The 23,107-nt window shown below is 40.8% G+C and carries 19 protein-coding genes and 1 pseudogene; 7 read left to right on the top strand and 13 right to left on the bottom strand.

The window, feature by feature from the left end:
• Positions 1-44 precede the first annotated feature (44 nt).
• The gene (locus IEW93_RS12990) at positions 45-869 is read right to left on the bottom strand and encodes a DEAD/DEAH box helicase (RefSeq protein ID WP_188739750.1); all 825 of its coding nucleotides are present in this window, start codon (positions 867-869) and stop codon (positions 45-47) included.
• Between the two features lie 3 nt (positions 870-872).
• Complete coding sequence (locus IEW93_RS12985) at positions 873-1,382, bottom strand: VspR family transcription factor (RefSeq protein ID WP_487250667.1); 510 nt, start codon at positions 1,380-1,382, stop codon at positions 873-875.
• Between the two features lie 221 nt (positions 1,383-1,603).
• Here IEW93_RS12985 and IEW93_RS12980 point away from each other — a divergent pair, with 221 nt between their 5' ends.
• A complete protein-coding gene (locus IEW93_RS12980) occupies positions 1,604-1,930 on the top strand; it encodes a helix-turn-helix domain-containing protein (protein ID WP_188739756.1) in 327 nt (108 codons plus the stop codon).
• A gap of 40 nt (positions 1,931-1,970) precedes the next feature.
• Here IEW93_RS12980 and IEW93_RS12975 read toward each other — a convergent pair whose 3' ends face one another.
• Positions 1,971-2,315 (bottom strand): hypothetical protein, encoded by a 345-nt coding sequence (locus tag IEW93_RS12975; RefSeq protein WP_188739748.1) that lies wholly within the window; start codon positions 2,313-2,315, stop codon positions 1,971-1,973.
• 187 nt (positions 2,316-2,502) lie between these two features.
• On the opposite strand from IEW93_RS12975, the gene IEW93_RS12970 reads away from it, so the two are divergent.
• Positions 2,503-2,871 carry a transposase gene (locus IEW93_RS12970; RefSeq protein WP_229706687.1) on the top strand — a complete coding sequence of 123 codons (369 nt, stop codon included), beginning with the start codon at positions 2,503-2,505 and terminating at the stop codon, positions 2,869-2,871.
• 279 nt (positions 2,872-3,150) lie between these two features.
• Here the strand turns inward: IEW93_RS12970 and bcp (IEW93_RS12965) are convergent, their stop codons facing one another.
• The 7 genes and pseudogenes from bcp (IEW93_RS12965) to IEW93_RS12935 all read right to left on the bottom strand — a co-directional run bounded on the left by bcp (IEW93_RS12965) (position 3,151) and on the right by IEW93_RS12935 (position 11,254).
• Positions 3,151-3,615, bottom strand: a complete 465-nt coding sequence (bcp, locus tag IEW93_RS12965; RefSeq protein WP_188739747.1) for a thioredoxin-dependent thiol peroxidase — start codon at positions 3,613-3,615, stop codon at positions 3,151-3,153.
• 132 nt (positions 3,616-3,747) lie between these two features.
• Positions 3,748-4,233, bottom strand: a complete 486-nt coding sequence (locus IEW93_RS12960) for a bacterioferritin comigratory protein (RefSeq protein ID WP_188739746.1) — start codon at positions 4,231-4,233, stop codon at positions 3,748-3,750.
• Positions 4,230-6,434: a site-specific integrase gene (locus IEW93_RS12955; RefSeq protein ID WP_188739745.1), complete on the bottom strand. Its 2,205-nt coding sequence runs from the start codon at positions 6,432-6,434 to the stop codon at positions 4,230-4,232. Before IEW93_RS12955 ends, IEW93_RS12960 begins: the two co-directional genes overlap by 4 nt.
• A gap of 13 nt (positions 6,435-6,447) precedes the next feature.
• On the bottom strand, positions 6,448-8,805 hold the full coding sequence (locus IEW93_RS12950) for a hypothetical protein (RefSeq protein ID WP_188739744.1): 2,358 nt from the start codon (positions 8,803-8,805) through the stop codon (positions 6,448-6,450).
• A gap of 1 nt (position 8,806) precedes the next feature.
• Positions 8,807-10,207: a tyrosine-type recombinase/integrase gene (locus IEW93_RS12945; protein WP_188739743.1), complete on the bottom strand. Its 1,401-nt coding sequence runs from the start codon at positions 10,205-10,207 to the stop codon at positions 8,807-8,809.
• A 90-nt stretch (positions 10,208-10,297) separates the two neighbouring features.
• Positions 10,298-10,633, bottom strand: a pseudogene (gene bcp, locus IEW93_RS12940) (thioredoxin-dependent thiol peroxidase); the annotation flags it as partial.
• 84 nt (positions 10,634-10,717) lie between these two features.
• Positions 10,718-11,254: a glycine cleavage system transcriptional repressor gene (locus tag IEW93_RS12935; RefSeq protein WP_188739741.1), complete on the bottom strand. Its 537-nt coding sequence runs from the start codon at positions 11,252-11,254 to the stop codon at positions 10,718-10,720.
• Between the two features lie 282 nt (positions 11,255-11,536).
• Here IEW93_RS12935 and dapA point away from each other — a divergent pair, with 282 nt between their 5' ends.
• From dapA to IEW93_RS12915, 4 genes are all read left to right on the top strand, one after another.
• The gene (dapA, locus tag IEW93_RS12930) at positions 11,537-12,418 is read left to right on the top strand and encodes a 4-hydroxy-tetrahydrodipicolinate synthase (RefSeq protein WP_188739740.1); all 882 of its coding nucleotides are present in this window, start codon (positions 11,537-11,539) and stop codon (positions 12,416-12,418) included.
• A gap of 7 nt (positions 12,419-12,425) precedes the next feature.
• Entirely contained in the window at positions 12,426-13,526 is a 1,101-nt protein-coding gene (gene bamC / locus IEW93_RS12925; protein ID WP_188739739.1) for an NlpB/DapX family lipoprotein, read from the top strand.
• A 338-nt stretch (positions 13,527-13,864) separates the two neighbouring features.
• The gene (locus IEW93_RS12920) at positions 13,865-14,947 is read left to right on the top strand and encodes an efflux RND transporter periplasmic adaptor subunit (RefSeq protein WP_188739738.1); all 1,083 of its coding nucleotides are present in this window, start codon (positions 13,865-13,867) and stop codon (positions 14,945-14,947) included.
• Positions 14,944-18,039 (top strand): efflux RND transporter permease subunit, encoded by a 3,096-nt coding sequence (locus tag IEW93_RS12915; RefSeq protein WP_188739737.1) that lies wholly within the window; start codon positions 14,944-14,946, stop codon positions 18,037-18,039. The genes IEW93_RS12920 and IEW93_RS12915 overlap by 4 nt, the downstream gene beginning before the upstream one ends.
• A 65-nt stretch (positions 18,040-18,104) precedes the next feature.
• On the opposite strand, the gene IEW93_RS12910 is transcribed toward IEW93_RS12915, so the two are convergent.
• Together IEW93_RS12910 and fadE are read right to left on the bottom strand one after the other, a co-directional pair.
• On the bottom strand, positions 18,105-18,533 hold the full coding sequence (locus IEW93_RS12910; RefSeq protein WP_188739736.1) for a PaaI family thioesterase: 429 nt from the start codon (positions 18,531-18,533) through the stop codon (positions 18,105-18,107).
• 89 nt (positions 18,534-18,622) lie between these two features.
• A complete protein-coding gene (gene fadE / locus IEW93_RS12905; RefSeq protein WP_188739735.1) occupies positions 18,623-21,070 on the bottom strand; it encodes an acyl-CoA dehydrogenase FadE in 2,448 nt (815 codons plus the stop codon).
• Between the two features lie 259 nt (positions 21,071-21,329).
• On the opposite strand from fadE, the gene IEW93_RS12900 reads away from it, so the two are divergent.
• Positions 21,330-22,109, top strand: coding sequence for a class II glutamine amidotransferase (locus IEW93_RS12900; RefSeq protein WP_188739734.1), 780 nt, complete (start codon positions 21,330-21,332; stop codon positions 22,107-22,109).
• On the opposite strand, the gene IEW93_RS12895 is transcribed toward IEW93_RS12900, so the two are convergent.
• Positions 22,095-23,099, bottom strand: a complete 1,005-nt coding sequence (locus IEW93_RS12895) for a DUF3108 domain-containing protein (RefSeq protein ID WP_229706686.1) — start codon at positions 23,097-23,099, stop codon at positions 22,095-22,097. The two genes, IEW93_RS12900 and IEW93_RS12895, sit on opposite strands and share 15 nt — an antisense overlap.
• Between the last annotated feature and the right edge of the window lie 8 nt (positions 23,100-23,107).

The raw sequence follows: 23,107 nt of genomic DNA, 5'->3' as shown, positions 1-23,107 counted from the left end.
ATGCGAAAAAAACTAAATACCTTGACTGAAGCCGATCACTGAAGCTAGATTTTACGGAGGTCTACTGGCGAACAAAAAAGTGATCGGCTTGAATGGTATTGACCGATCGGCATCATGGTATTACGCAGCACGCATTGGTGCAAGATGTAATGAACTATCTGAGTGTTATTAATTAATGATTGGTAGCTAAACTTAGTTTGTGTCAACAGTTCAGCTATAGAGTTAAAAGCCTTCGAATCTTTTGTAGTGCCGAGTTCAATTTTGTCGTTATCAATCAATACAATGTTAGGTTTTTTGCAAACGCCATTGTCCACAGCTTCTTGCAGCCCATAAACGAAATCACAATGAATAGTATTATCTGGCCTTGTGAATCGAGATAGGACAATTGGTGCTTGATCTGAACGCCATGGAGTACCCGATAAAGCGAGGGTGTAGGCAGCTTGGTTTTGGATGTTGAGTAATACTTCCTCGCCCCAAGCATTTGCATTGCACAGATCTGTACCTTTCAAATGATGAACTTCATCCAAAATGACGAAAACTTTACTAGTTTTGAGAAGTTGCCAAAATTTTGAGCTAAATGAGGACATAGATTGATAAGTGTAAATTCCTCCCAGGGCACCTAGGAGTCCATCAAACCGGCGATTAAATATTTTTGTAAATGTAATTTCAATGCTCTCATTTACTTCAATCGACGGCGAGAAGCATAAAATAAAATCAACTTTTTTTAATTCCATTAACTTTGCAGCTAATGAAGCTGCCATTATGGTCTTCCCAGCCCCTGGCGTAGCTAAGCACATAAAGTGTTGCTGAAATTCGTAGCACCTGAGCGCTTCATTTACGCAACGTGTTTGCCAATTTCTTAGTTGCATCTCTTAACCTTTGACTACATTTAAACAAGCTTCTAGAGCTTTAATTTTGCCAATTATTGTAGAGCTTTGATTTCTAGCATCCATGTACTTAGTGTAAAGTTCCTGTTTGGCTTCTGGAAACTCACTAAAAATTCTTTTGAACTCCTCTGCTTCACCAATAAAACCCATTAAATCAACTTGATATTTATTCAGTGTTGCTTTTAATTGATGGATTTTATCTTTTGTTTCTTCGGTTTCAGCTTCAACAAGGTGAATTCTAGATTTACTTTTATAGAGTTTGCTGACATCAAAAAACGTCGTCTTTCGATATGATGCTTTTGTTACATTAATCGTTTTTTCTACAAAGCCGTGTTTACAGAGTTTGCTTAGAGTTCTGTTAATTAGTTGGCTTAGTTGTCGATTATCAACTCCCGGAACAACCGCGATGAACATTTTTTTTAGTTCATTAACAGAAAATGATTGCAGGTTTTTTTCCATTAAAATGTCCAAGAGAACTTCATTTATGCTAATCATATTTACACCAGAAAATAATTTAATAACAATTTCAATAGCTAACAATTTATCTATTTGTTTTTTTAAGTATGCTTAATGCTTTTTTTAAATTGTTCAGGTGACTTTTGAAAAATATGGTCATAGCTTGACAAAAAACAATAAAGCACTAAGGATTGCTTAGTATACCTGAAGAAAAAAAACTAAGACAATCTAAGTTACTTTGGAATAACAATAATGAACCAATGTCAGAAACAAAAATCAACCCACTTCCTCTTAGGCTCAAAATGGCAAGGTTGAAGAAAGGGATTAGCCAAATGAATCTTGGTATTCAGTTAGGTATGGAACCTGGAACTGCAAGTGCTAGAATGAACCATTATGAGAAAGGTAAGCACACCCCTGATTATTCAACTTTAAAAGCGATAGCTGATGAGTTAGGTGTGCCAGTTGCATACTTTTTTTGTGAATCTGAAAGCTCAGCCGAATTAATCTGCTTACTCGACAAAATGTCAGAGGAAAGCAAAGCCATGCTATTAAAGCAAATTAGAAGTGAAAACTTGGATTCAAAGTGAATGAATGCTGTCGAGGCTATTTCATTACAGAGTCAATCTGCTAGCTCAAGTTGTAGTGAAACTTGTAGGAGAATGTCCCAAAACCAAACTGTTTTATGAAATTTGCAGCGCTGGGTAAATGAGTTTGCAGTACATGTGCTGCTCTTAAGCTTTTATCATCAATGATCAGAGTTTCATTCATGCTCTCAAATTCAATCAATGCGCTTTTTATTTCTTCAAACGAGTAAAATCCTAACCCCGTAGAAAAATAAGGCCCAGCAAACTCGTTAATTTGAGCCTTTGTACCGGATGCTATTACGTACGTAACTCCTTCTCCTGTAGCAAAATACTCATTAATACCGACGTATTGAGCTTCCATAGCACCACCGTTTAAATCTGTCATCATGAAATTAAGCATCCTATCATTAATTGAAACATTGTTCGCTATCTCGAGTTGCTGAGTCATTAAATATTGAGCTAGATATGTGCTCATTTAACTTGGAAATGGACAGAAATCTTTTAGAGTTTAAAGACTAACTGCTAACCCCTCAGTTTGCATTACTATTAGTAATGTCGTGGCACTCGAATGCTCTATGTCTCCAGTTTCAGATACTTATCCAATGATTAAGTTAAGTGTATATTTAAGCAAAGCAAAGAGCGACAACTACCTTGAAAAACGCCGATATGAAGCATTCTCTCCGGCAGAAGCGAGAAGAATACTAAAAAAGATAGAGTTCCATTACACCCCTAAGCATGCCAGTTGGCTAAATATGGTAGAAATTGAGATTGGGACAATGAATAAGCAATGCTTAAAACGGCGTATACACAGCTTTGAATTATTGGAGGAAGAGCTTAGGGCTTGGGAAAAATCGAGAAACAACGCCAAGTCGACAATTAATTGGTTATTCAATGTCGACTTAGCGAGGGAAAAGCTAGAGAAGGCATACGGTGCCCTCAACTAGTCAAAACTTGTGTGAACGAGTACTAGATGATACAAATTGTATTTCGGCCCAATCTGGTGATGTCAGAAACGATGATGTTTTGCCTTGATGCAATTAGCCTTGATAGTTTTCGCTCACAGAATTCTGTAGTGGTGGTAGAGACATGTTCTTCAAATGACTAAGTGGTGCTCGAATCCATATGCATTGATTGCTTCACGCTGTGATTCAACATCAGTTTTTCGTGAGTCTGAAACATGAATATAGCGAATCATTGAATTCTGCCTCTACTTTGTTAATCGACTACTTACTATTCAAGTAATCTAAAACTACTTCATGGTGATCTTTAGTTTTGAACTTGTTGAATATATGCTCAATATTACCTTTTTCATCGACAAGGAAGGTTGTACGAACGACGCCCATACTCTCTTTGCCCATGAATTTCTTCAATTGCCATACATGGTATTTTTCACATACAGCTTTATCTTCATCAGCGAGTAGGGTGAAGTTCAATTCTTGTTTATTGATGAAGTTTGTAAGTTTCTTCGGAGTATCGGGACTCACACCCAAAACTACGACATTAAGTGCTGCCAGTTCTGCTTTAGAATCGCGTAATCCTTGAGCTTGAATTGTACACCCTGGAGTGCTTGCCCTAGGGTAAAAATAAACAAGTGTTTTTTTACCTTTAAATTCTGATAGGGTTATTGAGTTACTGTCCTGATCTAACAGTGTAAAATCAGGTGCAACCTGTCCAACTTCAATCGTCATATACCATATCCTTTATATGTTGTTAGCAGCGTAAATTATACAATGTCTATTTTGGCATTATATACACTAGAGTTTACAATGCTATGGGTGATAAGTGACAACTGCCTTGTGACTACTCTAAACAAGACTGTTTTATCTAAATTTTCCTTCGATAAGTTTATCTGGCCTTGCTTTTACTACTTTATCCATTGCCTTCTCTCGCTGACTTTCATGCAGCATTCCCATTAAGTCTTGAACTATTTTGATATGGATAGCTGCTTGTCTTGCTAGTGCTTTCTCATGGCTTCTGGAAAGGTCTAAGTATTCTTTTTTCTTATTATTTGCTTGAGTTTTTTCACTTTTAAGTTTTTTAACTTCAGCTTGTAAAACCTCAACTGGTGATTTACCAGAGCCATCCAGTGTTACACGAACTTCAAGTGACTTATTTTTCACCATTATTTGAACATCTTCATGCCTTCTTAGTGAACCCACAGAAAGCCCAGCTTCTTTTTCAACAGCACTATTGTTGATTTTCAGTTTTCCTTCTCGTGCTTTTTTTCTTAACTCACGATTCTCAGGCTCACCCTCTATTAATCGCTCTAGGGCTTTTACTAGTTTGTTTTTTGTTGATTGTGTCATTTTGAAGTCACTCCGAAAGGAAGAAGCAGGGCTTCTACTTCTTTTGGTATCACTACGGGCTCATAGCTGATACCTAAATCATTCATAATACGCTCTGCTGCTGTGATTTTTATGTACGCCTCTGACGCTGTTTGAGGAGTTAATTCATCATGCTCAATATCCCAAAGCATATGAATTTCGGCCTCTTTGCGCTTAGCTTCGGCAAAAACAGCATCGACAATATAGTCGTTCTTACAGTCCACACATTCTAATAGGTTGACTTGTGTACGTAGGCTACAACCAGTTGAAGTGCAGTAAACTCCAGGGGCGACGGCGTGAATGTGGCGTTTTTGATCTCGGATTTGCTTTTGCCAGTAGTTGAGCGTGAGCATGTCGTCATCGACCTTATCTCTAAACAGGTTACGCTCTGCCTTCATCATGTTTTTGGCAAACTCTTTCCCTTTACCGCCAGCAACACGCTCTTTATTGGCAAGTTTTTTGTAGATTTTTAGGTAGATTTGTGCTTTTTTATCAATCCTTTCTTCATCGATATCGTAGGCTAAGTTTTGTTTTTTTCGCCTTAATTTTTGGAATTTACTGGCGTTTTTAGCGTAGTGCCTAGACATTGCCATTGATACATGACTGAATTGTTGTTTTAGTTGTGGAAAATCACAAAGCTCATAACCAACAAGGTAGTAAGCAAACGAGCGTCGAAGTTGATGTCCTGAGAATCCATAATAATCACCAACATTAAACGAAAGGTTAGGGTCTGAAATTTTTAAATCGATGACATCGTCATCGGTTAGCGCTAGCTTCTCCCCCAGTACGCCTTCAAACCAAGCCTTTAGATGCTTTCCTATTTGGTTTGTATTAATTGCACCACAGTCCTCTATTATCTTATGGAAAAATGCTTGGCTATCGGGATGACGCTGTCTAAGTGGCGAATGCAGCGCTTGCAGGATCTCGTAAGCCTTTTTGCCGACTTCTGTGGTGACAAACTCATCCTGCTTTGACTGAGAGCCTTTAGCGGTTTTTGAGAGATCTGCATGAATAACATGAATGGTTTGCCCTGATATGGTTTCTGTTGTGCACCCATTTGCGGTATGTAGGTGAAAGGTTTCATCCGAGCGCATACCTGTGCGGGACATTAATGCCCAGAGGCAACCACCATTGAGATGTTTAAATAATGTTCGCGCCTCTTTAAGTCCGGTTACCTTCCAGTTGCCAACCGTCAATGTTCGTTCAGGGTGGAATTGGTCGATGTATTCTATCCTTAACTCAGGTTTGTGTTTGTTGAGTAGTTCAAGGGTCGATTCTTGTGTCGGGTTATTGAGCGCGAGAAAAGCCGATTGAAAGGCTATCTTCTTTTCCTTAGAACCATTATATGATGAAGGTAAATTCCACCGAAGCCCGCTATTTTTGAACTTTGCCTCATCGCTAACAATATAGTTTGCATATCCTATATAGGTTTTATCAGAGTAGGTGGCTATGTAATCAGATAGCTTGCTCAGTTCGTCACGAATGGGGTATAGCTCGTTCACTAATGCTTCTGATTGTTGAAGTCCCAAATAGTACAGCCGCTGTGGGATAACCCTGTGCTGCTCTTGCTCTTTAATGGCTAAACCAAAATCCGAGGCAGATAACGTTTTGTTAAGGCTAACATTAAACGGTAGTCGTGTTGCCTCTATGAACAGTTTGTTGAGTACTGTATAAATTGGTTCTCGTTCGAAGTCCAAATTGGTAACATCACCTAATACCCAAGCCTCTAACCGCTCAAAACTTAATAACTCAAAGCTATTGTGACCTTCATTCACTAGAGCAGTGGAGACTTTCTTTAACCCAACGATAGTTTGCACAATGCTCAAAAAAGAATAATCTTTGGGCGATAGCCACATCATACTCAATGCCAATGCCTTCAATTGGTTTGTCAGGTTGCGCTCCATCACCATTCCGTCTAGAAAGAAGTCTAGAGTATTCGTATCGGTAGCATTAGGTTCAAAGAACGGTTGGAGTTGACGCCAAGCGTTGTTGTCCCAAATTTTACCCAAGGACTCACCTGTGACGCTAAAACCAATATCTAGCGCTTCAAAATCATCCCACTCGCCCGATTTAATAGCAGGCTCTAACACATCCTTCAGGTAATTTGTGTAGCTTCCAACGTGATTTTGTACGCTTAACAGGGCATCTTGTTGGCCAATGTTGTACTTAGGTAGCTTTATCATGATTGGTTCCCAATTAACTGTGTAGGGTTAAAATAGCGTGATCAATAGTTACCCGAGGGTGACGCCCGTTTCGCTTAAATAAAGACATTGCATTGTCGTACACATCCTTGCTGGCACCATCGAGAGTAACCTCAAAAGCGGCGATTCTTTCATGGACTTCCTCTTGCGCGTTAGGGTACAGGTTTACGGCCTCCTTCAGCACATCAATAAAAGAGATAAGTTTATAGATAGATTGAGTCTCATTGACGGCTTTGGCTGATTGGCATTTATGGCACATGTCGTATTCAGCACAAGATAGTTGTAGCTTCATGGCGTTATTGGTTTCACGTTGGGTGTTTTTTCCACCTACAATGTTTTGTTGCCCATTGCAATGAATGCCATTGGGATTGGTTTTTGATCTCTCTTCCTCTTGCTTCTTTTTCCATTCATCATGCGTCAGCATTGTGATGCCAAGTTTGGCTGCAACTACCTCTTTTGCTTGCTCTAAACCCGTGTATTCATCCAATAGTTCCATCACTTGTAGAGCCTGTGAGATGATGATTCTGTTGAACCTTGGGTCGCCATTGGCATAGTGCTTATCAATGGTTTGAAGAAGGTTTTGCAGTAGGCTTTGAGCGCCGCCAGCACCACTCACGGAGTACACTTGGTTACTGGTCATTTCTCGCCAGCGGCTTGATTGAAGCGATATGAAGTATTCGTTGGTTGCAATTGACCATCTTGTCATTAGATTAGCGCTGATAGGGCTTATTCCGTCCCAGTCTTTAGGGGCTTCATTCTGACGACCTCGTTTGAGCAGCAACCGTTCATGGTTTTTAGAGCATTGTTTATCTGCTAAATCTGTGGCAAATTGTTCAATATCTTCGATTAACACCTTGTCAGCAGCAGGGACAGAGAAGTGGTGGCTCTCGCCATTGCGGTATTTGAACGACACGCTGATGTTGCCATCAGCGTCTTTATCCGAATAAGTCAGCGGCAGTAAGATGCCCTTTATGGATAAGTCTGTGTAACACGATAAAATGCAGTAGGCAGCATTCGTTGCGCCTCGGATAGCACTACTTTTTGAGCACGGGCGAGTGACTTTACTTACGACAGTTCGGCCAAGTGTATTAATCTCGTTTTTTAGCTCGATAACATGCTGGTTTCGATAGCTGTAAAACAGCTCTTTAAACCATGGCTGGCAGGATGCACGAGTGGGTGAGAGTAGGTTTAACTCGATCATCAGGTGCTTATTTAATTCAGTCAAATTGAGCGAGTTACTTTCCTCCCCTTGGTTATTCAACGTAAACAGTAACCCAGCGCCTTTTTCGCCACCGCCATATAATGCTGAAAGTGTTTCAAGGGTTTTGATAAACTTAACTCCATCACGTTTATCAACATCGAAACTCTGGTTGGTAAGTACAGCGTCTACCTCTTTGTTTGCGCGTGACTTAAAGCTCGATACCTTAGTCACTTGTAAGCTTTTATCCCGCTCATCAGTATGAATCGTGATTGGATGAGCGATGCTTTGTACGTCACTATCGTTTAATGAGGTGAAAAAGCACATTAGATGATAAGCCGCCCCCATCGCCATGTTAAACGCAGCGGAAGGCTTTACCGATGAGCCCGTTTTACTAAGCCCATGGGTTTGTGTTTTGAGAGACGTTTTAATTGAAATGATTTCTAGGTGGCCACCTAAGTCAATAACGACAGGCAGCTCGTCAGGCATGACAAGGTTTTCTTTTTTTTCCGAAATGAGCTGTGGGGCTAGGATGAAAAATAACTTACTCAACCGAGCAACAAGCACCTCTTCTTCAGCGTCAGAGTAACCCTTATATGGTGTTATTTCGCCAGAAAATCCTCGGTGATGGGTTGCCCATGTGTCAGCGGGTAATCCACTCCATAAAAGGGCGGTGCGAAGTGATGAAGCTATAATAACTGCTGAGGTTTCTTTAATACCAAGTTCATCACCGTGGTTCATTTCCCATAGTCTTTTGGATGGGCGGTACATTTTAATCCGGTGCCGAAGTTCGCCATCATTTCCGACATATTTTAAATAGCCCGCTTCGGAAAAGGGATCTACTCCGACGGCGTCACAAAAGGCAATGAAGGCTTTTAATACGTCGTATAACGTCGAGACGGTTTGTACCGACCTGCCATTATCAAAATACTGGCGGGCTTTTTTACAAAAGTTCCTTAAAAAAGGAATACGGCTGTCGATTTTGAGGTTATTTCTGTTCGTGGCCAGGTGTAACAGATGTGATATATCAAACTCGGTTGCCTTTTTGCTCATGGAGTACTTATAGGGGATGGTTAGGTGCAACGGAACCAAATTCTTACTGTTTCTAACGTGCTTAACCGTCTTTGAGTTCTTTGTGAGTGGACTTTTAGCCATTCTACCACCCCTTATTAATTTTGTTGTTTTTGCTCTGTGCAACCCGTAACTGCTCATCAAACTTATTCATGAACTGAATATATTTTTCAGTGGTCGAAGTGTCTTTGTGCCCCATAAGCTCAGCTAGTTCGTCCATCAAAAATTCATAACCCACATTTCGTGTTTGAGACTCATTCCAAAGCCAATAAGTGGCAAAGGTTGAACGTAAATCGTGTATTCGGTAATACCATGTCGGGTCTATGGTTCGGATGAGCCTTCTTAACACTCCGAAATGAACTTCCAAAGTGTTTTCTCTGTAAGGGGTACCTTTATTCGATAAAAAAAGGTAATCAGTGCAATCCAACTCACGTTTAGAATCTATCAACTCCTTGCGTATGATTAGGTTTTTATGCCTTTGCTTACTCTCTTTGTATTGCTCTAATTCTTCGTAAAGTGCTAGAGGGATCTCAACAGTACGAGGCTTATTACCTTTGGTGTGGGTAATGAAAATGGGTACAACTTCTAGTTCACCAAAATCGTTGTTACCGATATTATGTGCGGGGAGGTGAGTGACTTCATCGATTCTAAGTCCAGATTTTTCACACAATCGCAGCATGAGGGAAATAGGTTTTGGCAATGAATCTAAATGCTTATTGAACGCTTCTTTATGATCCAGCTCCATAGGCTTCAATTTTTTATAAATAGGTGTATTAGCATACCTTGGAAACATCTTCATGATGTTTGACATTTCATAAACACGTTTTGCATTAGATTTAGTATGAGCAAGCATATCGTGCTGATTAATGCCTTCATAAATCTCAACAGAAGTGAAATGAGTTAATACATGTTCATCATCATTTTTGAGATAACCATGTCTGTGCATCCATTTATACAAGCCAATAACGGCCCCCATATAGCTTCTTGCTGTGGCAAGTGAGTATGCTTCATCACCTTTTGAATTTTGTTTAGCACGACAGTTTGCTAAAAGATGTTCAGCAAAGCGCCATGGCGCACCTTCTTCTTCATATTTAGTTAGAGACTTATAAGTTAGATATTCAGGAGGAATCTCGTTACCATCGTCATCGAATTGTGGATAATGCGTAGAATCTAAGTAACGAGTATAAGCCAGTAACCCTTTTGCAATTGAGTCGGTGTCTTTAACGGCTCCCGCTCCACGTAATTTGGAGACTAGATAAAGTGATTGCGGGTAAACAACACTTCCATCAGGTGAAATGATAATGTTAGTTTTCTTCGAGCGTGATGTGAGGTTGGAAGGGGATAGGTCGGCTAAGAAAGTGACTTCTCCAGAGTTAGCATTAATGCTCTCTGAAATTTTAAGTTTCGCTAACGTATCTACTACTATTGATAGTAATCGGTAGTCATCATAAATATCAGATTGATTTTCTTCATGCGTTCTTGTCACAAAATATCCTCAGATATGTTAACCACACATCAAAGATAGCTTGTCATAAAAATTAATCAAGGTTTTTTGTCATGCAATTTTATCAAGGGTAAATTTCTTCTCTCCCCATACGCCAAACCCATCCGCCACAGCGTGGTCTTCATCACTTAATAGGTTGAAATTAAGGGCTTGCTTTTCAGCAAATTTGGCTAATTTAGCCACTGGATCTGGGCTGATCCCAAATACGGTAACGTTTAACCCGTCAAGCTGTGCTTTAATATCTCGCAGGCCTTGGGCTTGCACAGTGCAACCTGGTGTTGAAGCTTTTGGGTAAAAGTAAACTAAAACAGGCCCATGAGTGAGCGCTTGTTGTAACGATACGGTTTCGCCTGATTGATTTTGTAAACTAAAATTAGGTGCTGTATCACCAACGTTAAGTGTATTCATGATGGGTCCTTGTCAAAAGATGTGCGAGTAATACGAAAAATAGCCAACATAGGTTCAAACTCATACTCAATGTATATTTGGCTTTTAAGGGGTCGCAATGCCCTGCATACGCTTAATTGTGCATTCAAGAGACAAAGACTCTGCCAATTCATGAATACCTTGCTCAAGCTGTAATAAATCGACTTTATCAGGAATATTTATCGCTAATAAAATGGATTGCGTTTTAAGGTGGTCATTATCGTCTGCATGAGAGCGAACTGCGGCCAAATCTAACCCACGCTCTGCTAGAAACTGGGTAATACTTTTCATTGTTCCGCGTTGGTCTTCACCGTTAAATAGCACTTCAATACGCGAAATAAAGTTTTTAGGTGTGTGTTTTGACGTGCGTTTCATTACCGTCATTAATTCTAGCTCGACACTGAGACTGGGTAATAAACTTTCTATTTTGGTAATGGCTGCCCATGAGCCAGATATCATCATGATTAAGGTAAATTCATTACCAAATAGTGCCATACGACTGTCGACAATATCGCAATCACATTCACTTGCTAAACGCGCTAAACGACTGACTAAACCAGGGCGATCTGCGCCCATTGCCGTAACGACCAGGTAGTTGGCCATGGATTTTCCTCACTGTCGATATCTTTGAGCTAAAACGCTTATCATTGCATTGCGTTTTGTGCGGGTGCTAATGCTAACATTTATCAGCAAATTACCTCAAGATTCTATCCTATATCGGTCACATTAATGTGATTATTTTTTAGTTGCTCAAGGCGAAAAAATGCTAGCTTATGCCAATCACGCATGCCTAAATGACTTATTTCAACTAATGCTTGCCGTAGTGCTTGTCATTAGTGGTTGGCATCAGTAACATAGCGAATCCTGAAACCTTGGGGAAGATAGATGATAAACGGAAGCATCGTAGCCTTAATCACACCAATGAATAGTGATGGCACAATAGATTACGCAAGTTTAGAAAGGCTTGTCGAGTTTCATATCGAACAGGGCACAGATGCCATAGTTGCAGTGGGTACGACTGGTGAGTCGGCTACCTTACCAATGAAAGAGCATGCTGCTGTTGTGGCTCAAACCGTTAAGTTTGCCTCAGGTCGAATTCCTGTTATAGGTGGTAACGGTGCCAACGCGACCGCTGAAGCTGTCGAACTGACTCAATCACTGCAACATACTGGTGTTGCAGCAATGTTAGGTGTTACGCCTTACTATAATAAGCCTACGCCTAAGGGGTTAATCGCTCACTATAAAGCCGTGGCTGCCAGTACTGATATCCCACAAATTTTATATAACGTTCCTGGTAGAACGGCAGTAGACATGAAGCCAGAAACCGTTGCTGAGTTAGTTGGCGTAAGCAACATTATTGGGCTTAAAGAAGCGACGGGTGATGTTAGCCGTGTGGCACGTTTACGTGAATTGTGTGGTGAAGATTTTTTACTGTACAGTGGCGATGATGCTACCGCCCGTGAGTTTTTATTACTTGGTGGTAATGGCGTTATTTCGGTTGCCAACAATGTGGTGCCTCGCGCGTTTAAAGCCATGTGTGATGCTGCACTTGCAAAAGATGCACAATTAGCGCTATCGATAGATGAGCCATTAAAGGGCTTATACAGTTCTTTGTTTTGTGAAGCCAATCCTATCCCAGTGAAATGGGCTGTGCATAAGATGGGATTAATCAGCAATGGACATATTCGTCTGCCTTTAACTGAACTTTCTGAGCAGTTTCATGGTCTGTTAATAGAAACAATGAAACAAGCCCAGATAAAGGTGTAATAAATTCATGTTAAAGAAAGTCACTCCGTTACTTCTTGTTGCAGCTGTTTCAGCTTGCAGTACTCCTCTTGATCGTCGTCAAGCCAATGGCAATGACGACTTCATTAATGCTGAAACTACGCCGTTATTGACGATACCAGAAGGGCTAAACACCCCAACGTATAGTAAAGAATATGAAATTCCTGCTGTTGGCACTAAATCTGATAAATCGTTAATTGGTAAAAAACTTGATATTCGTGCACCGCTACAGGTTTTACCTATGGCTGAGGGAACCTATATTGAAGAAAGCACTGATAATATGCGCATTATTATCGACTCAATTGATAATTATGCAGATTTAAAACAAGAGATATTTGATGTTATTAAAGGCTATTTAGCTAAAAATGACATGAAGTTGATTGTTGAAGATTATGCTTCAGGCTTAATCGAAACCGATTGGATTGAGCACACCGAAGTGATCGAATCGAGTTGGTGGGGTGCCGATAAAGTGTATGTGTTGCGTCAGCGTTATGGTTATAACATCGACGTTAAACCTCACGGACGTTCTGGCAGTGTTGAAATAAAATTGCTCGATCACGAAGAGCTTTATAACGGCGAAGATCAACAAATTATTCTCAGTGGTGATGATAAACGTCGTTACACCACAGATATGCTCAACAATGCCATTGCTTATATGAGCGTTGAGCGGGACAGAGCTATTCGCGCAGCACAATTAGAAAAGAGCCTAGGTATTAGTGTTGGTTTAGTTAGCGCAAATGGCTCTGATGAGTCTTATTGGTTAGCTGAGGCAAAATACAGTTCAGTTTGGGACCGTTTACGAATAGTGCTACCTGAAATGGGCTTTGATGTTGTTGATATGGATACCAGTAAAGGTCTGTTTTATATTAACTTGGTTGAGAGTGGTGGTTTTTGGAGCTCGTTATGGGGCGAAGAAAAGTTATCGCTTAAAAAAGGCAACTACCGTTTACTGCTAGAAGAAACCGATAACGCAGATCAAACCAAGATTTTATTGCGTGATGTGGAAGATAATCCATTAGACAATGAATCGATTAATAAAGTGAATCAAATTTTGTCTGATTTGATGCAAGAAGACCGTAAATCACGTTAAAGATAAGCGGTAACATTATCTAATTTGAAAAGACGTTCAATTTGAACGTCTTTTTTTTGGGCTAATTGTCACAATTTGTGTCAAGTGTAAGCTGTTTTTAACAAATCAACTTGGTAATATTCGTTTTAAATCCATATTTACGCGCTTTTTATGCATTTAATTGCATTTATTTATGGTATTTGTGCATAACCGTGTGTTTTGAACCTTGGAATAAGTAAATTCGTAATCAATAGGGCAAAGTAAAACGCCTTGAAGCAGGCGAATTGCTGAGTACAATCACTTAATTAATTAGTCAGCTAAATAATGATTCATTTACCCTGGATGGTTACGGAAACACAATGAAAAAAATACTATTACTGATCGCTATAGTGTCAATTGCGCTGTTCGGTTACTTCTCTTTTGAGCCAGAAAAATCTCAATCTCAACGTCCACGAGCGATACCCAACGTGGTAGTGGCAAAAGTTGAAGTGATGCCTATTCGTGACGAAGTTGAAGCACTAGGTACAGGCCGAGCTTATGAGTCCATTATTGTGACCTCTAAAGTGTCTGAAATCGTCAGTGAAATTAATTTTGATGATGGTGATATCGTTGAAAAAGGGGCTGTACTTGTTCGCTTACGTAATGATGAACATAAAGCTAAAGTGGCTGTGGCGGAGGTTAAGCTAGCCGAAAACTTGCGTGAGCTTGAACGTATTCGCTCACTGATCAGCAGTAAAACCATTGCAGAATTGGAACGTGATCGCTTGCAAAGTCTAATAGACACGACTCGCGCAGAAGTGGAACAAGCTAAAGCGGCATTAAATGACCGTGTTATTTCAGCCCCATTTGCTGGGCGACTTGGCTTGCGACAAGTCAGTGTGGGGAGCTTAGTTACTCCGGGTGAACAGATCAGCACGCTCGATGATGTTAGTAAAATTAAATTAGATTTCTCTGTACCTGAGCGATTTATACAGGAGTTAATACCAGGAAAATTAGTTGAAGCACATGCCGTAGCCTATCCCGATAGGGTTTTTAAGGGCGTAGTAACGTCAATTGACAGCCGGGTTAATCCCGAAACTCGCGCAGTTGTTGTGCGCGCGGTAATGGCCAATGCTGATTTAAGCTTACTGCCAGGTATGCTGATGAAGGTCAAACTGATTAAACAAAGTCGCGAAGCGCTTTTATTACCAGAAGCTGCCATAATACCGATCCAAGATAAGCATTATGTATATCTGGTTGATCAAGATAACAAAGTGGTGCAACAACAAGTTACTTTAGGTATTCGTTCACGCGGATGGGCTGAAATTACAGATGGATTATCAGTTGGCCAGCAGGTCATGATCAGGGGGATATTAAAAGTTCGCCCAGGTGATGAAGTGAAAGTACAGCAGGCAGAAAACTTTAAGTTTGCTCAGGTCGAAGAGATAGAGAAATCGGCATGATATTAACAGACTTATCGGTTAAAAGACCGGTTTTCGCATCTGTTGTCAGTATTTTACTGATTGTATTAGGCTTAGTATCGTTTGGGAAATTACCGCTACGTGAATACCCCAATATTGATCCACCAATTGTGTCTGTTGAAACCAGTTATCGTGGTGCCAGTGCTTCTGTTGTAGAAAGCCGGATAACACAATTAGTTGAAGATCAAATTAGTGGTATTGAGGGAATACGTCACATTAGCTCATCGAGTAGTGACGGCCGCTCAAGTGTGACCATTGAATTTGATATTAACCGCGATATTGAAGCGGCAACAAACGATGTTCGTGATCGCATATCGGGTTTATTAGAACAATTACCAGAAGAAGCAGATTCACCTTCTATTTTTAAAGCTAACGGCAGTGATGAAGTGATAATGTGGTTAAATTTGGTTTCAGACCAAATGGACACGTTAGAGCTAACAGATTATGCCAATCGGTATTTAGTTGACAGATTCTCGGTGATAGACGGTGTGTCTACTTTGCGGCTAGGTGGCGGTAAAGTGTATGCACTGCGCATATGGATTGACCGCCAGGCATTAGCCTCTCGCAACTTGACTGTGTCTGATGTTGAAGACGCGCTTCGTTCTGAAAACGTTGAGTTACCGGCAGGTTCTATTGAATCTAAAGACCGCCATTTTACAGTCAGGCTAGATAGGGTCTTTAAAAACGCAGAAGACTTTTCTAACCTGGTGATTACTCAAGGTGATGATGGTTATTTAGTCAAGCTGTCTGATGTTGCCAAAGTTGAGATCGGCTCTGAAGAAGAGCGGATTATCTTCAGAGGCAATAAAGAGTCAATGATTGGTTTGGGGGTCAGTAAGCAGTCGACCGCCAACACATTGGAGGTGGCACGCGCTGCCAATGCCCTCGTTGATAAATTAAATCCAACCTTGCCAGCAGGTATGGAGATTAAACGCTCATACGACAGCTCTGTGTTTATTGAAGCCTCTATCGATGAAGTGTATCAAACCTTATTTATTGCCATGATATTGGTGATTGTGGTGATTTACTTGTTTTTAGGTTCAGTAAGGGCAATGTTAATCCCCGCGATTACCGTTCCGGTGTCCTTGTTAGCCACTTTTATTGTGCTATATGCCCTAGGCTATACCATCAATTTACTGACCTTACTGGCCATGATTTTGGCAATTGGTATGGTAGTTGATGATGCCATTGTGATGCTAGAAAACATTCATCGACGTATCGAAGAGGGTGACTCACCACTAAAAGCGGCATTTTTAGGTGCTCGTGAAGTCGCTTTTGCGGTTGTGGCAACCACGTTAGTGCTGGTAGCGGTATTTATGCCAATTACCTTTCTAGAAGGCGATTTAGGTAAGCTATTTAAAGAGTTTGCTGTGACGATGAGCGCTGCGGTGATTTTTTCAAGTATCGTAGCATTAACGTTAACGCCAATGATGTGTTCTAAATTACTTAAACCTGCTGATCAAGACCCATGGTTAGTTAAGCAGGTTGATAAAATGATGAATTCATTGTCTCAATGGTACTTAATCACCCTTCATGCGGGGATAAAACGTCCTGTTTTAGTCTCACTTGTTGTGCTCATTTCTTTTGCGCTAAGTGGATATTTACTTAACAAAGTGCCCCAAGAGTTTGCACCTCAAGAAGACCGTGGCGCCATGTTTTTAATGGTTAACGGGCCGCAAGGTGCCAGCTTTGAATACATTGAAAAATACATGGACGAAGTCGAAGGGCGCTTAATGCCATTGGTTGAAAGCGGCGATATCAAACGCTTACTTATTCGTGCTCCGCGTGGGTTTGGTAATGCGGCTGATTTTTCAAATGGTATGGCGATTATTGTTCTTGAGGATTGGGCTGAACGCAGAAGTGCCAATGAAATTATTGCAGATATCCGCAGCCGTTTAGATGATTTAGCGGGTATTAGAGCATTTCCGATAATGCGACAAGCATTTGGGCGGGGTGTTGGCAAACCTGTTCAGTTTGTGATTGGTGGTCCAAGCTATGAAGAGCTTGCTGATTGGCGTGACACCTTGCTTGAAAAAGCAAAAGAAAATCATAACATTATTGGTTTAGATCACGATTACCAAGAAACTAAACCGCAATTAAGAGTGATCATTGACCGTGAACGTGCGGCAGATCTTGGTGTGTCAATTTCTCATATTGGACGTACTCTCGAATCCATGTTGGGTTCACGTTTAGTGACAACTTTTATGAGAGATGGTGAAGAATACGATGTCATTGTCGAGGGTAATCGAGATAATCAAAGCACCGCAACCGATATGGAAAACATTTATGTACGCTCAGATCGTTCACAAGCGTTAATACCACTGTCAAATTTGGTGTCCATTGAAGAGTTTGCCGATGCTAGTTCGCTTAACCGTTACAATCGAATGCGTTCTATTACCCTTGAAGCTAACTTGGCACCCGATTATAGCCTAGGTGAAGCGCTAGATTATTTAAACAATCTTGCCGCCACCTATTTGCCTGCCGAAGTGGTCATAAGTTACAAAGGGCCATCTTTGGATTATCAAAGCTCTGGTAGTTCAATGAACTTTGTCTTTTTATTGGCGCTGGGGATCGTGTTTTTAGTACTGGCCGCTCAGTTTGAAAGTTATATTCATCCCATGGTCATTATGCTTACTGTGCCGTTGGCAACGCTAGGTGCGTTAGTAGGATTATGGTTAACGGGGCAGAGTATCAATATCTACAGTCAAATTGGCATTATTATGCTGGTCGGTTTGGCGGCAAAAAATGGGATTTTAATCGTTGAGTTTGCAAACCAGTTGCGAGATCGTGGCGTTGAGTTTCAACAGGCCATTTTACAAGCATCAACCCAACGTTTACGTCCTATTTTAATGACAGGTATTACCACTGCAGCAGGTTCAATCCCTTTAGTGATTGCCTCTGGCGCAGGCGCAGAAACGCGTTTTGTGATAGGTGTGGTGGTGTTGTCGGGGATTTTACTGGCAACGTTTTTCACCTTAATTGTCATTCCTGTTGCTTATAGCTTATTTGCGCGGAACAGCAGCTCACCAGAATCGGTCGCAAGACAATTAGAGATAGAGTTAAAACAAGACTAACTCAAATACAAAAAGCCAGTCACGTAAATGACTGGCTTTTTGTTATCCCACCTAAACGTTGTTCGTTACGGACGCAAAATAAGACAGCTGGCTGTGGCAGTGGCTAATAATTTTCCGTCTTCTGTTGTTAATCTCCCTTCAGAAATGCCTAATGACTTAGACAGGTTCATTAAGCTGCCGGTAGCAATCAACGTTTTATTTTGCGGCACAGGGCGTACCATTTTAATCGCTAAATCAATGGTTGAATAACTCACACCTGCGCCAAGTGCTGAGTGAACAGCACATGCGGTTACAGTGTCTAATACTGTTGCGGCAAATCCACCATGTACACCACCCATAGGATTAAGGTGACGCTCATTGGCCATGGCTTCGAATGTCACTTTACCGTCACTCACTTCAACGGCTTTCATCGGGATGGTTTCGCTAATAGAGGGAGGCGGAATATCGCCCTTTAGCATGGCTTGCATGAGCTCTAGGCCTGTAAGGTGTTTCATGATTGTCCTTAATGTTTTTGTTTTTGATTTTTTTTAGTGATAAAAAAAGGTAAAGCACAGGCTTTACCTTTTTTACATCAGCTTAATGGTTAAGCTGCTTTTTCTTGCTTAGCTTTAGGGGCAAGTTGAGCACGTAATTCATTAGTATCAAAATCATCAACGTTAATTGATTTTAGACGACCAATTTCAGCACGTTCAAGTAAAGCGATTTCGCTGTCGCTTAACACACCTAGCGCTTTACCTTCTGCTGCAACTTTATCTAACCACATAAATGGTAGACGTTTACCCGCAGCCTTACACACTTTGTCATACAAAGGTTCTGCGGCAAGAATATCCTTAAACGTTTGTTCTTGGATACCTACAGCGTTGAACTCAGATGGAGTCCAGAACTGACCTTTACCTAAACGATCACGGCTTGCACATGGTGTTTGCATGATTTTAGCCACTTTGTGATCTAATACATCACTAGGACGTTTAATTGGACGACCAAATGGGAAGATTACAGCACGTAATGCAATACCTAGCCCCATTGGGAAGTTATTCAATAAGTCATCTAATGAATCTTGTAGTTTGTACAATGAGTCTTCTACAGCCCATTGCACTAAAGGTAAATCTTCAGTTAAACGACCGTCATCTTCATAACGTTTTAGGGTTGCAGAGGTTAAATACAACTGACTTAATAAGTCACCTAAACGCGCAGAAATACGTTCTTTACGTTTTAAGTTTCCACCTAAGGTTGCCATAGCTAAATCAGATAACAATGCTAAGTTAGCACTGAAACGGTTCATTTGCTGATAGTAACGTTTGGTTTTATCTGAGTATGGGCTGTTGGTGAAGTAAGATGAGGTCACACCCATCCACAAGCTACGAATAAAGTTAGAAGTAGCAAAACCAATATGTCCAAAGATAGCCGCGTCAAAATTGTCTAAGCCACGATTTGCATCAGTGTCAAAAGCAGATTCCATCTCAGCTAATACATATGGATGACAACGAATAGCGCCTTGACCATAAATAATCATTGAGCGGGTTAAAATGTTTGCACCTTCTACCGTAATGGCAATTGGTGCCGCTTGATAACCGCGACCTAGATAGTTATTAGGCCCAAGACACACACCTTTACCACCGTGAATGTCCATTGCGTCGATGACACATTTTTGCATTCTGTCTGTTAAGTGGTATTTAACAATGGCTGAAATAACAGATGGTTTTTCACCTAAATCGATAGCAGTGGTCGTTAATGTAGCAACTGCATCCATAAGGTAAGCGTTACCACCAATACGTGCCATTGGCTCTTCGATACCTTCTAACTTACCGATAGGTAATTTAAATTGACGACGAATGCGAGCATATGCACCGGTTGCAACCGCTGCAGTTTTAACACCACCTGCTGAGTTTGAAGGTAGCGTAATACCACGACCTACAGATAAACACTCAACTAACATTCTCCAACCTTGGCCGGCCATTTCTGGGCCACCAATAATGAAGCTTAACGGTACAAACACTTCGTTGCCGCGTGTTGGACCATTTTGGAACATACAGTTTAACGGGAAGTGACGGCGGCCGGTTTCTACACCTGGAATGTCAGTAGGAATTAACGCGCAAGTGATGCCTAATTCTTCTTTATCGCCTAATAGGTGGTCAGGGTCGCGCAGTTTAAAGGCAAGGCCTAATACTGTTGCTACTGGTGCTAAGGTAATGTAACGCTTGTTCCACGTTAGTTTCATACCAAGCACTTCTTCGCCTTGGAATTCGCCTTTACACACTACACCAAAGTCAGGGATAGAACCTGCATCACTGCCTGCTTCTGGGCTGGTTAGTGCAAAACAAGGGACTTCTAATCCTTTTGCTAGGCGAGGTAAATAATGGTCTTGTTGATCTTTAGTACCATAATGTTGCAGTAATTCACCAGGACCAAGTGAGTTAGGTACACCCACAGTAGAAGCCAGTTCGCTGCTAACGCCAGCTAATTTTTGTAATACACAAGATTGAGCATAAGCAGAGTACTCTAAACCGCCATACTTTTTCTTAATGATCATGGCAAAGAAGCCGTTATCTTTTAAGTACTGCCACACATCTTGTGGTAAATCGCCAAGCTCATGCGAAACTTGGTGTTGATTGACCATTTTACACACTTCTTCAACAGGGCCATCTAAGAAAGCCTGTTCTTCAGCAGTTAAACGTGCTTTAGGGTAATTATGAAGTTTGCTCCAGTTAGGGTTACCGGCAAACAAATCAGCTTCCCACCATGTGGTACCCGCTTCAATGGCTTCTTTTTCAGTTGAAGACATCTCAGGCATAATACCGCGATAAACTTTTAGCAGTGGACGACTGATAAAGTTTTGTCTAAACGATTTGATGTTTAATGGCAGTGCAATAACAAGGAATACTATCCATGAAATAACACCAATAATGTCCATTGTGCTGCCAACAACGAGCACAACTGCCGCAGCAATTGTTGTCGATAATAGCGATACTCTTAAGTATGCCATTGCGCCGAGCACAAAGATCATCGCGATGATCCAAAGTAGGGTGGTCACTGTACTTCTCCTTAAAGCTATTTGTGTAGACAAAAATAGCTTATTTATTGTTGATCTCATTCACAGGAAAGATTGTGGTCAGACCTGTGTCACATAAAAGTTAACCTGATGTAGCCTCGAATACAAGTGTTTTTCAAACAATTGTTTAAATATTTGTGTGTTTGAAATATTCCACTCTATAAGCATAGTAGATACAATACGTTCGACTTATTAAAATCGCTCAATTTAGCGTAATTTAACAACTATAAAGGCAAGTTTAATGTGCGAATTACTGGCGATGAGTGCCAATGTACCCACAGATATTGTGTTTAGTTTTACCGGATTAGCTGAGCGTGGTGGGGTAACTGGCCCGCATGTTGATGGTTGGGGCATTACGTTTTACGAAGGTAAAGGTAATCGTACATTTAAAGATGCTTGCCCGAGCAGTAAATCACATATTGCGGAGCTGATTAAATCTTATCCCATCAAAAGTGAAATCGTTGTAAGCCACATACGCCAGGCCAATCGAGGTTGTGTGTCTTTAGTTAATACTCACCCATTTACTCGCGAGTTATGGGGCCGTTATTGGACCTATGCTCATAATGGCCAATTAACAGGTTACGCTGAAAAATTTGCTGGCGTTTCTCGTTTTCAACCTGTGGGCGATACCGACAGTGAATTGGCTTTTTGCTGGATTTTAGATGCTGTCGTTAACCAATTTGGTGAGCATGAACCTGACGATGTCGCGCCGGTATTTGATTATATTGCCCAGCTGGCAGATGAAATTCGTCAGTTAGGAGTATTTAATATGCTATTAAGCAACGGGATTGATTTAATGGCGTATTGCACAAACAATTTATGTCATATCACGCGCCGTGCCCCGTTTGGTAAAGCAACGTTAATTGATACTGATGTGGTGATTGATTTTAGTAAAGAAACCACGCCAAACGACGTGGTCACTGTCATTGCCACAAGACCATTAACCAATAATGAAAACTGGATTAAATTGGCTCCTGGCGAATGGAAAATATTTCGTCAAGGTGAATTAATCAGTCGCTAAACGTTTAATTTCATCTAATTCAGAATCACTGATGTCAGTATTGTTTTCAGCATCAGTGACTAAATCATCTATGGCGGTTGTGTCTGTCGACAAAGGGCCATCGATCATAATTGGTGTCATCGGTGGCAATGGTTTTTCAAAATGGTAGTCAGCTAACTGAATATCTAATTGTTTACTGCCTTTTGAAAAATGACTTAATCGTACTGGCAGGTAGGCAAGATTGGTGGCCATCCAGAAATAGGTTTGGCGTTTTTTAGCCTTTTTTGCCTCACGCACCACTTCGACTTTTACGGTATCGTAAGTGCCACTTTTTAGTACAAGCGTTTCTTTACCTAAGACACGAAATTGATAATCATCGACTTCCTTTTCTTTTACCATTTTATAGTCTAACGGCCTGATGTTAGCCGCTAAATCCATTCTAAATTGCAATTGAACGGCCAAAGGATCAAATATGTTGTCCTCATAGGGCAACTTGAGTGCTTCTTTTTTATAAATGGTATGAATAAATTGTTGTGCTTTAGCAAAAGCGGTTTGTTCCGCGTAGTCACTTCCGGTACCGCTTCGCTCGTGAACATATCGAAAAGGGACCAACTTACCGTTTTCTAAAGTGAACTCACTTTTAAGACTGCGTTGGTCAGACAACATCAATAAACTCACATCGCTGTTAAATTCGTAGCGATAAAAGCCGCTGTTAGTGGCAGGAAGTCGATAACGTGCAACGCCTAGTTCGATGTCGCCATAAAAGACGGTATAATTTGCTGTATGAGCAATTAAAGGGGATAAAATTGCCGCTTGCTCGTCAATGTTTGTCAGCCTTTGAGGCTGATGTTGTATTATTGTTTCAGCAATTGCGTTGACTTCAGATGCGTTCAACTGTTTAGTTGATTCTCCATCCGTAGCCGTTGATAAAGCATTATCTGCACCGTGAACAAACGCCACAGGGCTCATAAAGCACATTAATGTCAGTGAGCGAAAAAATATATTGATCAATGTGTTAT

The sequence above is a fragment of the Shewanella inventionis genome (genome assembly GCF_014641855.1).
Classification (GTDB): Bacteria; Pseudomonadota; Gammaproteobacteria; order Enterobacterales; family Shewanellaceae; genus Shewanella; species Shewanella inventionis.
The sequence above is the reverse complement of the archived record's forward strand: the minus strand, read 5'-3'. Positions and strand labels throughout refer to the sequence as shown.

Bases quoted from the DNA above. Each gene is read 5' to 3' on its own strand.
- IEW93_RS12990 (WP_188739750.1), bottom strand. From the start codon at position 869: ATGCAACTAAGAAATTGGCAAACACGTTGCGTAAATGAAGCGCTCAGG.
- IEW93_RS12985 (WP_487250667.1), bottom strand. From the start codon at position 1,382: ATGATTAGCATAAATGAAGTTCTCTTGGACATTTTAATGGAAAAAAAC.
- IEW93_RS12980 (WP_188739756.1), top strand. From the start codon at position 1,604: ATGTCAGAAACAAAAATCAACCCACTTCCTCTTAGGCTCAAAATGGCA.
- IEW93_RS12975 (WP_188739748.1), bottom strand. From the start codon at position 2,315: ATGATGACAGATTTAAACGGTGGTGCTATGGAAGCTCAATACGTCGGT.
- IEW93_RS12970 (WP_229706687.1), top strand. From the start codon at position 2,503: ATGTCTCCAGTTTCAGATACTTATCCAATGATTAAGTTAAGTGTATAT.
- bcp (WP_188739747.1), bottom strand. From the start codon at position 3,615: ATGACGATTGAAGTTGGACAGGTTGCACCTGATTTTACACTGTTAGAT.
- IEW93_RS12960 (WP_188739746.1), bottom strand. From the start codon at position 4,233: ATGACACAATCAACAAAAAACAAACTAGTAAAAGCCCTAGAGCGATTA.
- IEW93_RS12955 (WP_188739745.1), bottom strand. From the start codon at position 6,434: ATGATAAAGCTACCTAAGTACAACATTGGCCAACAAGATGCCCTGTTA.
- IEW93_RS12950 (WP_188739744.1), bottom strand. From the start codon at position 8,805: ATGGCTAAAAGTCCACTCACAAAGAACTCAAAGACGGTTAAGCACGTT.
- IEW93_RS12935 (WP_188739741.1), bottom strand. From the start codon at position 11,254: ATGGCCAACTACCTGGTCGTTACGGCAATGGGCGCAGATCGCCCTGGT.
- dapA (WP_188739740.1), top strand. From the start codon at position 11,537: ATGATAAACGGAAGCATCGTAGCCTTAATCACACCAATGAATAGTGAT.
- bamC (WP_188739739.1), top strand. From the start codon at position 12,426: ATGTTAAAGAAAGTCACTCCGTTACTTCTTGTTGCAGCTGTTTCAGCT.
- IEW93_RS12920 (WP_188739738.1), top strand. From the start codon at position 13,865: ATGAAAAAAATACTATTACTGATCGCTATAGTGTCAATTGCGCTGTTC.
- IEW93_RS12915 (WP_188739737.1), top strand. From the start codon at position 14,944: ATGATATTAACAGACTTATCGGTTAAAAGACCGGTTTTCGCATCTGTT.
- IEW93_RS12910 (WP_188739736.1), bottom strand. From the start codon at position 18,533: ATGAAACACCTTACAGGCCTAGAGCTCATGCAAGCCATGCTAAAGGGC.
- IEW93_RS12900 (WP_188739734.1), top strand. From the start codon at position 21,330: ATGTGCGAATTACTGGCGATGAGTGCCAATGTACCCACAGATATTGTG.